General features: G+C 70.4%; 12 protein-coding genes. 3 read left to right on the forward strand and 9 right to left on the reverse strand.

The genetic code is table 11. The annotated features are described in order from the left end of the window. Positions 1 to 4 precede the first annotated feature (4 nt). Positions 5 to 1,198 carry a glycogen synthase gene (gene glgA, locus ACIQCY_RS11755; RefSeq protein ID WP_400484068.1) on the reverse strand — a complete coding sequence of 398 codons (1,194 nt, stop codon included), beginning with the start codon at positions 1,196 to 1,198 and terminating at the stop codon, positions 5 to 7. 132 nt (positions 1,199 to 1,330) lie between these two features. Between glgA and glgC the strand changes: the two genes are divergently transcribed. Beyond that, positions 1,331 to 2,575, forward strand: coding sequence for a glucose-1-phosphate adenylyltransferase (gene glgC / locus ACIQCY_RS11760; protein WP_400484069.1), 1,245 nt, complete (start codon positions 1,331 to 1,333; stop codon positions 2,573 to 2,575). A gap of 79 nt (positions 2,576 to 2,654) precedes the next feature. On the opposite strand, the gene ACIQCY_RS11765 is transcribed toward glgC, so the two are convergent. Genes ACIQCY_RS11765 through ACIQCY_RS11775 form a run of 3 tightly spaced genes read right to left on the reverse strand, consistent with a single transcriptional unit; the run spans position 2,655 to position 6,058 of the window. Continuing rightward, complete coding sequence (locus tag ACIQCY_RS11765; RefSeq protein WP_400484070.1) at positions 2,655 to 3,506, reverse strand: transglutaminase N-terminal domain-containing protein; 852 nt, start codon at positions 3,504 to 3,506, stop codon at positions 2,655 to 2,657. Beyond that, the gene (locus ACIQCY_RS11770) at positions 3,503 to 4,429 is read right to left on the reverse strand and encodes an alpha-E domain-containing protein (RefSeq protein WP_400484071.1); all 927 of its coding nucleotides are present in this window, start codon (positions 4,427 to 4,429) and stop codon (positions 3,503 to 3,505) included. The genes ACIQCY_RS11765 and ACIQCY_RS11770 overlap by 4 nt, the downstream gene beginning before the upstream one ends. A gap of 60 nt (positions 4,430 to 4,489) precedes the next feature. Then, positions 4,490 to 6,058 (reverse strand): circularly permuted type 2 ATP-grasp protein, encoded by a 1,569-nt coding sequence (locus ACIQCY_RS11775; RefSeq protein WP_400484072.1) that lies wholly within the window; start codon positions 6,056 to 6,058, stop codon positions 4,490 to 4,492. Between the two features lie 109 nt (positions 6,059 to 6,167). Here ACIQCY_RS11775 and pepN point away from each other — a divergent pair, with 109 nt between their 5' ends. Further along, positions 6,168 to 8,777 carry an aminopeptidase N gene (gene pepN, locus ACIQCY_RS11780; protein ID WP_400484073.1) on the forward strand — a complete coding sequence of 870 codons (2,610 nt, stop codon included), beginning with the start codon at positions 6,168 to 6,170 and terminating at the stop codon, positions 8,775 to 8,777. Here pepN and ACIQCY_RS11785 read toward each other — a convergent pair. The 4 genes from ACIQCY_RS11785 to ACIQCY_RS11800 form a co-directional block, all read right to left on the reverse strand. Beyond that, positions 8,762 to 9,838: a lipoyl protein ligase domain-containing protein gene (locus tag ACIQCY_RS11785; protein WP_400484074.1), complete on the reverse strand. Its 1,077-nt coding sequence runs from the start codon at positions 9,836 to 9,838 to the stop codon at positions 8,762 to 8,764. The genes pepN and ACIQCY_RS11785 overlap by 16 nt on opposite strands. Positions 9,839 to 9,992: 154 nt before the next feature. Further along, positions 9,993 to 10,250, reverse strand: a complete 258-nt coding sequence (locus ACIQCY_RS11790) for a type B 50S ribosomal protein L31 (protein ID WP_104051131.1) — start codon at positions 10,248 to 10,250, stop codon at positions 9,993 to 9,995. A 100-nt stretch (positions 10,251 to 10,350) separates the two neighbouring features. Further along, complete coding sequence (locus ACIQCY_RS11795) at positions 10,351 to 11,175, reverse strand: TrmH family RNA methyltransferase (RefSeq protein ID WP_400484075.1); 825 nt, start codon at positions 11,173 to 11,175, stop codon at positions 10,351 to 10,353. Positions 11,176 to 11,218: 43 nt separating this feature from the next. After that, a complete protein-coding gene (locus tag ACIQCY_RS11800; RefSeq protein WP_400484076.1) occupies positions 11,219 to 12,004 on the reverse strand; it encodes an ABC transporter ATP-binding protein in 786 nt (261 codons plus the stop codon). A gap of 241 nt (positions 12,005 to 12,245) precedes the next feature. Here ACIQCY_RS11800 and serB point away from each other — a divergent pair, with 241 nt between their 5' ends. Continuing rightward, positions 12,246 to 13,130: a phosphoserine phosphatase SerB gene (gene serB, locus ACIQCY_RS11805; RefSeq protein ID WP_400484077.1), complete on the forward strand. Its 885-nt coding sequence runs from the start codon at positions 12,246 to 12,248 to the stop codon at positions 13,128 to 13,130. Between the two features lie 158 nt (positions 13,131 to 13,288). On the opposite strand, the gene ACIQCY_RS11810 is transcribed toward serB, so the two are convergent. Further along, positions 13,289 to 14,038, reverse strand: a complete 750-nt coding sequence (locus tag ACIQCY_RS11810; RefSeq protein WP_400484078.1) for an SDR family oxidoreductase — start codon at positions 14,036 to 14,038, stop codon at positions 13,289 to 13,291. Between the last annotated feature and the right edge of the window lie 15 nt (positions 14,039 to 14,053).

Raw genomic sequence — 14,053 nt, forward strand, 5'->3', positions numbered from 1 at the left:
ATCGTCAGAGGACGCTGCGGTACACGCCCAGGGTGGTCTCGGCGATCGAGCCCCAGTCGAAGTTCCGCTCCGCCCGCTGGCGGCCCGCGGCTCCCATGGCGGACGCCTTCTCCGGGTCGCCGACGAGCGCGTTCAGTGCGGCAGCGAAGTCGGCCACGAACTTCTCGGGGTCCAGCGGGGTCCCGGTGCCGTCCTGGACCTGCTCCAGGGGCACGAGGGTGCCGGTGACGCCGTCGTCGATGACCTCCGGGATCCCCCCGGTGGCGGAGGCGACGACGGCGGCGCCGCACGCCATGGCCTCGAGATTGACGATCCCGAGGGGTTCGTAGATGGAGGGGCACGCGAACACGGTGGCGTGGCTGAGGATCTGGACGACCTCGCGGCGCGGCAGCATCTTCTCGATCAGCACCACGGAGCCGCGCCGCTCGCGCAGGTCCGAGATGAGCACCTCCGTCTCGGCCGCCAGCTCGGGTGTGTCGGCGGCACCGAGGCAGAGGACGAGCTGCACGTCGGCGGGCAGGTGCGCTGCCGCACGGAGCAGGTACGGGACGCCCTTCTGGCGGGTGTTGCGACCCACGAAGACCACGCTCGGCCTGTCCGGGTCGATGCCGTGGGCCCGGAGGGCGTCGTCGTCCTCGTTCCGCGACCACAGGGCGACGTCGATCCCGTTGTGGACCACGTGCACCCTGGCGGGATCGACGTCGGGGTAGCTGCGGAGGATGTCCGCCCGCATGCCCGCCGAGACGGCGATCACCGCAGCCGCCGCCTCGTAGGAGGTCTTCTCCACCCAGGACGAGAGCGCGTAGCCTCCGCCGAGCTGCTCGGCCTTCCAGGGCCGGAGCGGTTCGAGGCTGTGGGCACTCAGGACGTGCGGGATGCCATGCAGGAGCGAGGCGAGGTGCCCGGCCATGTTCGCGTACCAGGTGTGCGAGTGAACGAGGTCCGCTCCTCCGATCGCGCCCAGCATCTGGAGGTCCGTGCCGAGGGTCTGGACCGCCGCGTTGGCTCCGGCGAGGCCCTCCGGGACTCCGTAGGACAGCACCGAGGCACCGTGGTAGTCCTCGGGCCGCGGCGCACCGAACGCGTGGACCCGGAGGTCCACCTGCGGCGCCAGGACGCGGCTGAGCTCGGCTACATGCACCCCCGCGCCACCGTAGATCTCGGGCGGGAATTCCTTGGTCACAATGTCTACTCGCACTAGATCAACGTAGTGCAGTGTGTCGGAGTCCTCTAGTGTGAAGTGACCGGAAGGGTTCCGGGATGTGGACCTACGCTTGATCGACGACCAATCGAGCTTGCAGAACACTCAAGGAAGAGCGGGGGGTCAGAAGTGGCACCGAAGAAAGTACTTGCCGTCGTATTGGCAGGCGGAGAAGGCAAACGGCTGATGCCGCTGACCGCGGACAGGGCCAAGCCGGCCGTACCGTTCGCCGGCAGCTACCGGCTCATCGACTTCGCCCTGTCGAACCTCGTGAACTCCGGCTACCTCCAGATCGTGGTGCTGACGCAGTACAAGTCCCACAGCCTCGACCGGCACATCTCCGAGACCTGGCGCATGTCCACCCAGCTCCAGCAGTACATCGCCTCCGTGCCCGCGCAGCAGCGGCGCGGCAAGAGCTGGTTCCTCGGCAGCGCGAATGCCATCTACCAGTCCCTGAACCTCATCCACGACGCCCAGCCGGACATCGTCGTCGTGATCGGCGCGGACCACGTCTACCGCATGGACTTCGAGCAGATGGTCGACGCCCACGTGCGGAGTGGCGCGTCGGTGAGCGTCGCCGCCGTCCGCCAGCCCATGAACCTCGTCGACCAGTTCGGCGTGATCGAGGTGGACCAGGACGACCGCGGGCGGATCGCGGCCTTCGTCGAGAAGCCGAAGACCACGCCGGGGCTGCCCGACGATCCCGACAGCTTCCTCGCCTCCATGGGCAACTACGTCTTCACCACCGAGGCCCTCGTGAAGGCGCTCGAGGACGACGCGGCGCGCCTGGACACGAAGCACGACATGGGCGGGGACATCATCCCCTACTTCGTGGAGCGCAACGACGCCGCGGTGTACGACTTCACGCAGAACGACATCCCGGGCGCCACCGATCGCGACCGCCAGTACTGGCGCGATGTCGGGACCATGGACTCGTACTACGACGCGAACATGGACCTCATCTCGCCCCTGCCGCTGTTCAACCTCTACAACCTGCAGTGGCCCATCTACACGCGCCAGAGCGTCTCGCCGCCGGCGAAGTTCGTCCGCAGCGCCTCCGGCCGCTCCGGCGAGGCGCACGATTCGATCGTCTCCGCGGGAGTCGTCGTCTCCGGCGGCACCGTGGACACCTCCATCCTCGCGACGGACGTGTTCATCGACGAGGCGGCCGAGGTCACCGGGTCCGTCCTCCTCGACAAGGTCAATGTCGGGCCCGGAGCCGTGGTGCGCCGCGCCATCATCGACAAGAACGTGCGGATCCCCGCGGGGGCGCAGATCGGGGTGGACCCGGAGCTGGACCGCCGCCGTGGCTTCGCCGTCACGGATTCCGGTCTGACGATCGTCAGCAAGGGCCAGCTCGTCTCACCCGCCTGACCGGGCGGGCGTAGACGGCGAGGCCCCGGCGGCTGCCGGGGCCTCTTCCCTGTCTTGCCCGGCCGGGACGTAGGAGGCGCTAGGCCACCCGTGTGATGGCGACCGTCACGTTGAGCGTGGACCCCCCGCCACCGGACAGGATGCCCTTGAGCGGCGAGACGTCGCGGTAGTCGCGGCCCCGCGCCACGGAGACGTGGAAGTCGCTGACCGGGCTGCTGTTGGTCGGGTCCCACCCGCGCCACTCGCCGTCGTACCACTCCACCCAGGCGTGCGACTGCCCGGCGACGGTCTCGCCGATCCCCGCGCTGCGCCGCGGGTGCAGGTAGCCGGAGATGTACCGCGCGGGGATGCCGAGGCTCCGGAGGGCGCCGATGGCGACGTGCGCGAGGTCCTGGCAGACGCCCTTGCGCTCGGCCCAGGCGTCCTGCGCGTTGGTCTGGACGCCGGTGGCCCCCTGCACGTAGTCCATCTGGGTCCTCAGCCAGTCGAAGACGGCCCGTGCCGCCTGGTGGGGGTTGCGGTCGCGGACGAGCCCGGCGACGAGCGCGCGTACCTCCTCCCCGGGTTCGCTGAGGCCGGTCTGGCTCAGCCAGTCGGCGAACTCGTCGGTCAGGGCCGGGGCCGCGAGCTCCTGCCAGGTGAGGATCTCGTCCTCGCCGGGCACACGCTCCACCCTGCTCACCTCCACCGTGGAGACCGCCGTGACCTCGAGGTGCTCGTGCGGCGCATGGACGTCGAAGGACGTCACGCGGGTCCCCCAGTAGTCGCGGTAGGTCGAGACCGCCGCGCTCGAGGGGTTCACCTTCAGCGTGGACTCGAGGACTACCTGCTGGGGGTCGGTGAGCGGGGTCATGCGGGCCTCGTTGTAGGACAGCAGGACGCGGCGGGGGTAGTCGTAGCCGGTGCGGTGCTCGATCAGCAGGCGTGTCATGAGACCTCTCCGACCCAGGACAGCTCGTCCGCCTGGGAAAAGTACGTGCGGGATACGGCGTCCGAGGCTCTCGCGCAGGCCTTCTGGACGCGCTCCATGTGCTCGGGCAGCTCGGACATCAGGTCCTGGGTCTGGTGGAACTCCAGGAACGTCCTCGCCTGGCCCACGATCCGGCTCGCGTCGTTGATGAACCCGACGCGCTGGTAGGCGGGATTGAGCTGGGTGAGGCATTTCTCGGCGTCGCTCAGGGCGTAGACGATCGAGCGGGGGAACAGCCGGTCCAGCAGCAGGAACTCCGCCGCCTGCTGATCCCCGAAGGATGCCCTGCGCGTGCGCAGGAAGGATTCGTAGGCCCCGGCACACCGGAGCATGTTGACCCAGGACAGGCCCGCGGCGTGCACGTCGTGGGTCGAGAGCATCCGCGCCGTCATGTCGGCGCGCTCCAGGCTCCGGCCGAGCACGAGGAACTGCCAGGACTCGTCGTGGCTCATGGTGGTGTCCGAGAGTCCCCGCACCATCGCCGTACGCTCCACCACCCAGTGGCAGAAGCGGTAGGTCCCGACGACGTCCTTGCGGTGCTGGGTGAGGCCGTACCAGGTGGTGTTCAGGCTCTCCCAGACACTGCTGGAGACGGTCTCCCGGGCACGGCGGGCATTCTCCCGGGCGGCTCCGAGGGCACCGGCGATGGACGTTGCGCTGGACCGGTCATAGGCCAGGGCCTGCAGGAGGTCCGAGAGGTCGATCGCGTCCTTCTCCGGCCTGCTGCCCATGACGCCGAGCAGCTGGCGCGAGGTCTCCCGCTGCTGGGCCAGCGGCATCTGGTTGAGGCGTTCCAGGTGGACGTCCAGGATGCGCGCCGTACCGTCGGCCCGCTCGACGTAGCGGCCGATCCAGAAGAGGGATTCAGCGATGCGGCTGAGCATGGGGCCTGCCTTTCGTGGCGGTGGTCGCGGATGCCGTACAGGGGGTCGGGATGCCGGCGCTCATTGCTGCTGCTGCTCCGACTGCTTGTCCTGCCAGTTGGTCTCGATCGGCCACACGCTGGTGTGCTCACGGACCGCGACCACCGCGCGTTCCTGGGGCACGGCGTCGTCGGGGGTCCCGCGGACTTCGCCGTCCACGACCCAGGTGTCCTTCGATCCTCCGCCCTGGCTCGAGTTCACGATCAGCGAGCCTTCCTTCATGGCCACGCGCGTGAGCCCGCCGGGCAGCACCCAGACCTCCTCGCCGTCGTTCACCGCGAAGGGCCGCAGGTCCACGTGGCGGGGGCTGAACTGCCCGCCGGACATGGTGGGCACCGTGGAGAGCTGCAGGACCGGCTGGGCGATCCAGCCGCGGGGGTCCTCCAGGACCTTCGCGCGGAGGACGTCGAGCTCCGCCCTCGTGGCGTCCGGGCCGATCACGAGGCCCTTGCCGCCGGAGCCGTCCACCGGCTTCACGACCAGTTCGTCGAGGCGGTCGAGCACCTCCTCGCGCGCGTCCGCGTCCTCGAGGCGGTAGGTGTCGACGTTGGCGATGATCGGGTCCTCGCCCAGGTAGTACCGGATCAGGTCCGGGACGTAGGTGTAGACGAGTTTGTCGTCGGCGACGCCGTTGCCGACCGCATTGGCGATCGTCACCATGCCGGCACGCGCCGCGTTGACGATCCCCGGGCACCCGAGCACCGAGTCGGCCCGGAACTGCAGGGGGTCGAGGAACTCGTCGTCGATGCGCTTGTAGATGACGTCGACGCGCTGCTCGCCCGCCGTCGTCCGCATGTAGACGCGGTTCCCGCGGACGATCAGGTCGCGCCCCTCGACGAGCTCCACGCCCATGAGCCCGGCGAGCAGCGTGTGCTCGAAGTACGCGGAGTTGAACACGCCCGGGGTCAGGACGACGACGGTGGGGTCCTCGACGCCGGGAGGCGCGGTCTTGCGGAGCGCGGCGAGCAGCCGGCGGGGGTACTCCTCCACGGGCCGGATGTGCTGCTGGCCGAACGCCTCGGGAAGTCCCTTGGCCATGGCACGGCGGTTCTCCAGGACATAACTGACGCCACTGGGCACCCGGACGTTGTCCTCGAGCACGCGGAAGGTCCCCTGCTGGTCACGGACGACGTCGATCCCGGAGATGTGGACGCGCACGCCGCCCGCAGGGGCGAACCCGGCCACCTCCCGGTGGAAATGCGCGCTGGAGGTGATCAGGCGGCGCGGGATGACGCCGTCGGATACCACGGCCATCTTGTCGTAGACGTCGCCGAGGAACGCCTCGAGCGCCTTCACGCGCTGCGCGACGCCGCGCTCGAGGACCTCCCAGTCGCTGCCGGCGATGACGCGGGGCACGATGTCGAGCGGGAACGGCCGCTCCTCCCCCGCGAAATCGAAGGTGACGCCGCGGTCGAGGAAGGTGCGCGCCATCGAGTCGGCCCGGGCCGTCACCGCGGCCAGGTTGAGCTCGTCCAGGGCGGCCGCGACCTGCCCGTACTCGGCGCGCGGCAGGTGCCCGGCGTCGAACATCTCGTCGAAGGCGGGCGTCTTGCGGGCGGCGGCTGCATAGTCAGCGAAGAGCTCGGACATGGGACAACAGTGCCATGGAGCACGCCCCGGTACACAGCCGCACACGCCGGTGCACACATCGTTAACGTGCCCGAAACGAAGCGTGCTGGGTGCGTGATTGAATGACCGGATGGAGAACGAGAACCTGCGCCGCGACGAGGCCGCCGCCCGTTCGGCCCTGCTGGAGACCGAGAGCTATGCCGTCGAACTGGACCTCTCGGAAGCCAGGGATGCCTCCGAGCCCACGTACCGGAGCACCACCACCGTGGTCTTCTCGTGCCGGCAGCCGGGGAGCTCGACCTTCCTCGACTTCATCGGCGAGGTCACGGAGCTGGAGCTGAACGGGAGGAGCCTGGATCCCGCGGTCGCCAGCGACGGCGCGCGGATCGTGCTCGACGACCTCGCCGAGCACAACACCGTGAGGGTGGACGGGCGGTCCCTGTTCAGCACGAGCGGTGAGGGACTCCACCGGTTCGTGGATCCCGCGGACGGCGAGACCTACCTCTACACGCAGTACGAACCGGCGGACGCCCGCCGCGTCTTCGCGAACTTCGAGCAGCCGGACCTGAAGGCATCCTTCTCCTTCAGCGTGGTCGCGCCGGCGGACTGGATCGTGGCCTCGAACGGGGCCGAGCAGCAGGTGGTACCCCTCCAGGACACCGGTACCGGCACCGCGCGGTGGACGTTCGAGCCGACGCGCCGGATCTCCACCTACATCACCACCGTGCTGGCCGGCCCCTACCACCGGGAGACGGACACCTGGACCGGCGCGGCAGGGACGGCAGCGGAAGGCCTCGAGGTACCGCTCGCCCTGTTCTGCCGCCGCTCCCTCGCGCCGTCCTTCGACGCACCCGAGATCTTCGACACCACCCGGCGCGGCCTCGACTTCTTCCACGACCTGTTCGACTACCCGTACCCCTTCGGCAAGTACGACCAGGCGTTCGTGCCCGAGTACAACCTCGGTGCCATGGAGAACCCGGGGCTCGTGACCTTCACCGAGAACTACGTGTTCCGCTCCGCCGCCACGGAGGCGCAGCGCGAGGCGCGGGCGAACACGATCATGCACGAGATGGCGCACATGTGGTTCGGCGACCTCGTGACGATGCGGTGGTGGGACGACCTGTGGCTCAAGGAGTCCTTCGCGGACTACATGGGCGCGCTCGCGGTGGCGGAGGCCACGCGCTGGAGCACGTCCTGGGTCAGCTTCGCCAACCGCCGGAAGTCCTGGGCCTACGTGCAGGACCAGCTCCCGACGACGCACCCGATCGTCGCGGACATCCCCGACCTCGAGGCCGCGAAGCAGAACTTCGACGGCATCACCTACGCCAAGGGTGCCTCCGTCCTGAAGCAGCTCGTGGCCTTCGTGGGCCGCGAAGCCTTCACCGATGCCGCCCGGCAGTACTTCCGGAAGCACGAGTACGGGAACACGACCCTCGCCGACCTCCTCGACGTGCTCGCCGCCTCGACCGGTCGGGACCTCGCCGCGTGGTCGCGCTCGTGGCTGCAGACCTCGGGCGTCCCGGCACTGCGGGCGGACGTCGCCGTCGAGGACGGCGTGTTCACCGACGTCACCATCGTGCAGGACGCACGGGATCCGGTGACGAAGCGCGAGGAACCGAGGCCCCACCGCATCCGCCTCGGCCTGTACTCGTTCGATCCGGAGGGCCGGCTCGTCCGCACCCGGGCAGAGGCCGTCACGGTGGAGGGCCGACGCACGCGCGTGCCTGCGCTCGTGGGAGCGGCCCAGCCCGATCTCCTCCTGGTGAACGACGACGACCTCACCTACGCGAAGCTCTCCTTCGACGAACGGTCACTGGCGACCCTGCTGACGTCGGTGCACAGGCTCCAGGACCCGCTCGCCCGGGCGACGTCCCTGACCGCCCTCTGGTCCAGCACGCGGGATGCGCGCCTGCCGGTGGGCTCCTACCTCGACGCCGTGCTGCTCGCCGCTCCCGCCGAGAGCGGGGTGGGCGTCCTGCAGGTCCTGCTGGCCAATGCACGGACCGCGATCGAGAGCTTCGCCCCGGCGCACCAGCGTCCCGCCCTGCGCGACCGCGTCGGTGCCTTCCTCTGGACCGGGCTGTCCGCGGCGCAAGCGGGTTCGGACCTGCAGCTCGCCTGGGCCCGCGCGCTGGCCTCCGCCGCCCGGAGCTCGGCCCGTACGGCGGACGCGGTCCGGGCAGTGCTCGACGGCGAGGAGAGGATCCCCGGGCTTCCCCTCGATCCCGAACTGCGCTGGCTGTTCCTCCAGGCGCTGGCCGCCCAGCAGCGCGTACTCCCCGGCGAGCTGGAAGCCGAACGGGCCGCGGATGCGACGGCGTCAGGGCGGGTGGGTTTCACCCTGGCCTCCGCCGCCATTCCCGACGCCGCCATCAAGAAGGCGACGTGGGAGGAGGCGGTGCACGGCGAGCGGCTGTCCAACGAACTGCTCAGCGCGGCGATCGAGGGCTTCCAGCTCGGTCCGCACGACCTGCTCGGCCGGTACGAGGAGCCGTACTTCGAGGCGCTGCGCGGAGTCTGGGAATCCCGTGGCATCGAGATGGCGAGCAGGATCGTCCGCGGGCTGTTCCCGGCCCACCAGGACCTCGACGGCGCTCCCGAACGCCATCCGGTGATCGCGAGGACCGACGCGTGGCTGGAGGCGAACGCCGACGCCCCCGCCGCGCTCCGCCGTATCGTCGTCGAGGAGCGGGACCATCTGCTGCGCTCCCTGCGGGCGCAGGCTCAGGGCACGCGGTAGAGCCACCCGTCGGTGCCGAACTTGCTGTCCACGAGCTCACCGGCGCGCCGTAGCTCGTCGTCGGACAAGGTGGCGTCGACCGCGCCGTAGCGCTGCCGGAAGGTGGACATCATCACGTCGATGATCTCCTCGCGCGTCCGGCCGGTCTGCCGCCGCAGCGGGTCCACGCGCTTCTTCGCGCTCCTCGTGCCCTTGTCCGACATCTTCTCCTTGCCGATGCGCAGCACCTCGAGCATCTTGTCGGCGTCGATGTCGTAGCTCATGGTGACGTGGTGCAGCATGCCACCGTTGGCGAGCCGCTTCTGCGCCGCGCCGCCGATCTTGCCGAGATCGGTGGCGATGTCGTTCAGGGGCTGGTACCAGGCTTCGATGCCCAGCTTCTGCAGGGCGTCCATGACCCACGCGTCGAGGAACGGGTAGGACTCGGCGAAGCTCATCCCGTCCACGAGCGACTGCGGGACGTAGATGGAGTAGGTGATGGCGTTGCCGTGCTCCATGAACATGGCACCGCCGCCGCTGATCCTGCGCACTACCGTCACCCCGTGCCGGTCGGCGCCCTCGGGGTCCACCTCGTTGCGCATCGACTGGAAGCTGCCGATCACCACGGACGGCGACTGCCATTCCCAGAACCGGAGCGTCGGGTTGCGGGCACCCGTGCCGACGTCGTGGGTCAGGACCTCGTCCAGGGCGACGTGCATGGCCGTGGACAGCGGGGTCGGCGGGATGATCTCCCACTGGTGGTCCGCGAAGCCCGTGGCCCTGCCCAGGGCCCTGCGGACGGCGGTGGCGATGGCCTCGGGCGAGAACCCGAAGAGGACCGCCGAGGGATCCAGGCGTGCCGTCACGGCGGCGGCCAGCTCCCCGGGCGTGGTGTCGGCGGGAAGGCCCTCGAGCGCGGCATTGATGTCGAGGAGGGCCTCGTCCGGTTCGAGGAAGAAGTCGCCGTTCACCGATACGTCGGCGAGGTGCCCGTTCCGGACCTCGAGGTCCACGGCCGTGAGCTTGCCACCCGGCGTCTTGAATTCGCCGTGCAGGCGGCTGGTGTCCGATGCGTGCGCCATGATGGGGACCTCCTCGGTGGTGGCCCTGTAGGGGGCCGGTGATGATGCTGGTACGGGTGCCGTTAACCGAAGAGAAGCCACGCCGATCCGGCGTGGCTTCTCTTCGGGGACGGAGGGCACGGGGCCGTCGGTCCGATGCTCGCGGGGAGCGGGACTACTTCTTGGCGCCGAAGCCCTTGAAGCGGGCGTTGAAGCGCTCGACGCGTCCGGCGGAGTCCATGATGCGCTGCTTGCCCGTGTAGAACGGGTGCGACTCCGAGGAGATCTCGACCTCGATGAGGGGGTAGGTGTTGCCGTCTTCCCACTCGATGGTCTTGGCCGAGCCGACCGTCGACTTGGTCAGGAACGCCTTGTCGGAGGCCAGGTCGCGGAACACGACCGACTGGTACTTGGGGTGGATATCAGACTTCACGGGGACTACCTTCTCTGGTTGCCTGGATTTTGCCAGGCACGGGAAAATTGAGTTGGCGATGGCGCCAGCTAGTAATACTAACGCAGGAGGCGTCCCGACGCTAAAGTACCGGCCGGGCGTCGTCGTACCGGCACTCCCAGAAGGCGACGGCCGCTGCGGCCGCGACGTTGAGCGAGTCGACGCCGCCGTGCATGGGGATGGTCAGCGCGACGTCGGCCTCGGCGAGCGCACCTGTGCTCAGGCCGTCACCCTCCGTGCCCAGGAGGAGTGCCAGGCGCTCGTGCTCCCGTGCAGCGAAGGCGCCGAGGGCCACGGCGCCGGGCACCAGGGCCAGGGCCGCGACCGTGAAGCCGGCGCTCCGGATGGTGGCGAGGCCGCCCGGCCAGGAGTCGAGCCTCACCCAGGGCACCTGGAAGACGCTGCCCATGCTCACGCGCACCGCCCGCCGGTACAGCGGATCTGCGCTGCGCGGGCTCACGAGGACGGCGTCGATGCCGAGGGCGGCCGCGGAACGGAACACGGCCCCGAGGTTGGTGTGGTCCACCATGTCCTCGATCACCGCGACCCGGCGGGCGGAGGCCAGGACGTCCGCGAGCGGAAGCGGCTCGGGCCGGTGCATCGCCGCCAGGGCGCCGCGGTGGAGATGGAAGCCCGTGATCGCCTCCAGCGTGGCCTCGGGAGCCACGAACGCGGGGACGGACGGGAACCGGTCGAGCACGTCCGCCAGGTCCGGGACCCACTTGGGGGCCAGCAGGAAGGACCGCGGTGCATGGCCGGCGTCGAGGGCGCGGCGCAGGACCTTCGAGCTCTCGGCGATGTAGAGGCCCTCCGCGGGCTCCTTCACGAGCCGCAGCTGCACGTCGGTCAGGTTCCGGAAGTCCGAGAGCCGGGGGTCGTCGATGCTGTCGAGGTCGATGAGCGGCATCAGGGTCCCGTCGGACCCGCAGGGCGGTCGGCGCCCGGCCGGCTCACGCCCTGGCGACCGCGCTGTAGCGGCCGCTGTCCTCGATCACCTTGAGGGGGAGGTCGAACGCCGCGCTCAGGTTCTCCTCGGTCAGGACGCCGGCGATCGGCCCGGCGGACACCACCGCGCCGTCGCGCAGGAGCAGCGCATGCGTGAAACCCGGAGGAACCTCCTCGAGGTGGTGGGTCACCAGCACCATCGCCGGGGCGTCCTCGTCCCGGGCCAGTTCCGAGAGCCGCTTCACGAGGTCCTCGCGGCCGGCGAGGTCGAGCCCGGCCGCGGGCTCGTCGAGCAGCAGCAGTTCCGGATCCGCCATGAGTGCGCGCGCGATCTGGACGCGCTTGCGCTCGCCCTCGCTGAGGGAGCCGAAGGTGCGGTTCATGAAGCGGGACATGCCCCAGGCGTCGAGCAGGCGGAACGCCCGGCGCTCGTCGAGGCGCTCGTACTGTTCGCGCCACCGCCCGGTGACACCGTAGGACGCCGTGACGACGACGTTCAGGACGGTCTCGTGATCCGGGACCTGCGACGCGAGGGACGCCGACGCCAGGCCGATGCGCGGCCGCAGTTCGAAGACGTCGACGGCGCCCATGACCTCGTCGAGGATGCCGACCACGCCGCGCGTCGGATGCAGGCGCGCCCCTGCGAGCTGCAGCAGCGTGGTCTTGCCTGCTCCGTTGGGGCCCATCACCACCCAGCGCTCGCCCTCGCTGACCTGCCAGTCGATGTCGGCCAGGAGGGTCTTGCCGCCCCTGACGAGGCTCACTCCCGCCAGTTCCAGAACGTCACTCATGGTCCTAGACACTAGGCTAAGGAGCGGCTCCGTGGCGAAACCGCGCGTCCTCCCGCGCCTGGTTGTCCCGGCGGGGCGTGCCGCGTCACGGGCGGCCCCGGCGATGCCCTGCGGTAGGGAACCCGGGGCTGCACGCCGACGGCGCCCCCGCGCGAGGGGCACGGACACACGACGGGCACGACGGCGACGGGCACGGACACACGACGGCGACGCCGGCATCGGCGCGGACAGGAGAAGGCATATGGCGGACAAGGCCAGGGTGGTCGCCTACGGGCGGCGGTTCGACGACGGTCACCGTGAGGAGCTGGCGGGCACCCTGCGGACCCTCGGCGCCGACGTCGAGGACGTGCGGGCCGCCGGGACGCCGACCTACGAGGTCCTGACGTTCGACGTCGCCCTCCCCGCCGATCCCGCACCCGTGCGGGCCGGGCTGTCCCGGTGGTCGGCGGCGTCGGGCATCGGGGCGGCCCTCGTGGGGCAGCCCGTGTACGCGCCCGGGCCGAAGCTGCTGATCATGGACGTCGACTCGACCCTGATCAAGCAGGAGGTCATCGAACTGCTCGCGGCCCATGCCGGCCGGGAAGCCGAGGTGGCGGCGGTCACGGAGGCCGCGATGCGGGGCGAACTGGACTTCGCCCAGTCCCTCCACCACCGGGTGCGCGCGCTGGAGGGGCTGCCTGCCACCGTGATCGACGAGGTCGTCGGCCGGATCGAACTGAGCGACGGTGCGGAACACCTCGTCGCGGCCTACCTGTCCGCCGGTCACCGGGCCGGCGTCGTCTCGGGCGGCTTCTCCCAGGTCCTCGCGCCGCTCGCGGAGCGCCTCGGGCTCTCCTTCGCCCGCGCGAACGACCTCGAGATCGTCGACGGGACGTTGACCGGACGCGTGGCCGGGCCCGTCGTCGACCGCCATGAGAAGGAACGTGTGCTGCGGGCCGAGGCCTCGCGGTCGGGCGTGCCCCTGGCGGCGACCCTCGCCGTGGGTGACGGCGCGAACGACCTCGACATGCTGGCCGCGGCGGGTCTCGGCGTCGCCTTCAACGCGAAGCCCGCCGTCCGCGCGGCGGCGGATGCGGCGCTGGACCTTCCGGACCTCGACGTCGTCCGCCACCTCGCCGGCCTGTAACGGGCCCGCCTCGACGGGCCGCGGGCCTCCCGTGCAGGTGGGGCCCGCCGCGATCACGCGGCGGGCCCCTGTTCCTTCACGCGGCGCGGCCCTGTTCCTTCACGCGGCGCGGCCGTATTCCTTCACGCGGCGCCGCGGCGACTGCCCCCGACCGCGGATCAGCTCTTGGCGAGGAAGTCCTCGGCGCCGCCCACGTACTCGGTGTGGCCCGTGCGGACGTCAGCCGTCGCCATGCGGACGATCTCGGTGGCGAATTCGGCCACCGAGTAGAGGCGGCCCGCCTCCTGGCGGCGCGCCTCGATGGCGCCGGGGGTCGCGCGGTCGAGCAGGGTCGCCGTGACGGTGCCCTCGATCATGTCGCCGGAGACGACGACGAGGGAGATCCCCTTCTCGTCGAGCTGCGGGATGAGGGCGCGCAGGGCGTCCTCGCCGGCCCGCTTGCTGCGCGCCACGGGCTCGTAGGCGTCCATGGTCTCCACCTTCTCGATGAAGTGCGCCTGGTGGCTCGTGATGAACACGACGCGCGACCCCGCCGGCATGACCTCGACGGCGGCGGTGAGCATGGCGACCTGCGCATCACGGTTGAGCTTGAGTGCGTAGTCCTCCCCCATGCCGGTCTCCATGCCGCCCGAGGCGTTGAGCACCAGCAGGTCGAGTCCGCCGAACGTGGACACGGCGGCGTCGACCAGGGCCGCAGGTCCCTCGGGTGTGGTCAGGTCGGCACCGACGGCGACGGCCCGGCCACCCGCCGCTTCGATCCCCGCGACGACCCTGTTGGCGCGCGGGGCCTTCTGCCGGTAGTTGACGACGACGGCGGCCCCCTGCGCGGCGAGCTGCTGCGCGACGTCCGCGCCGATGCCGCGGGACGAGCCGGTGACGATTGCTGTGGTTCCCTCGAGGGTGGCCATGGTGCTCCTTCTATT

The sequence above is a fragment of the Arthrobacter sp. NPDC092385 genome, assembly GCF_044755105.1.
In the GTDB taxonomy this organism is placed as follows: domain Bacteria; phylum Actinomycetota; class Actinomycetes; order Actinomycetales; family Micrococcaceae; genus Arthrobacter_D.

What these genes read in the sequence shown, in the direction of transcription:
- ACIQCY_RS11785 (WP_400484074.1), bottom strand. Translation starts at nt 9,838, where the DNA reads ATGGCGCACGCATCGGACACCAGCCGCCTGCACGGCGAATTCAAGACG.
- ACIQCY_RS11765 (WP_400484070.1), bottom strand. Translation starts at nt 3,506, where the DNA reads ATGACACGCCTGCTGATCGAGCACCGCACCGGCTACGACTACCCCCGC.
- ACIQCY_RS11795 (WP_400484075.1), bottom strand. Translation starts at nt 11,175, where the DNA reads ATGCCGCTCATCGACCTCGACAGCATCGACGACCCCCGGCTCTCGGAC.
- pepN (WP_400484073.1), top strand. Translation starts at nt 6,168, where the DNA reads ATGGAGAACGAGAACCTGCGCCGCGACGAGGCCGCCGCCCGTTCGGCC.
- ACIQCY_RS11800 (WP_400484076.1), bottom strand. Translation starts at nt 12,004, where the DNA reads ATGAGTGACGTTCTGGAACTGGCGGGAGTGAGCCTCGTCAGGGGCGGC.
- ACIQCY_RS11810 (WP_400484078.1), bottom strand. Translation starts at nt 14,038, where the DNA reads ATGGCCACCCTCGAGGGAACCACAGCAATCGTCACCGGCTCGTCCCGC.
- ACIQCY_RS11775 (WP_400484072.1), bottom strand. Translation starts at nt 6,058, where the DNA reads ATGTCCGAGCTCTTCGCTGACTATGCAGCCGCCGCCCGCAAGACGCCC.
- ACIQCY_RS11770 (WP_400484071.1), bottom strand. Translation starts at nt 4,429, where the DNA reads ATGCTCAGCCGCATCGCTGAATCCCTCTTCTGGATCGGCCGCTACGTC.
- serB (WP_400484077.1), top strand. Translation starts at nt 12,246, where the DNA reads ATGGCGGACAAGGCCAGGGTGGTCGCCTACGGGCGGCGGTTCGACGAC.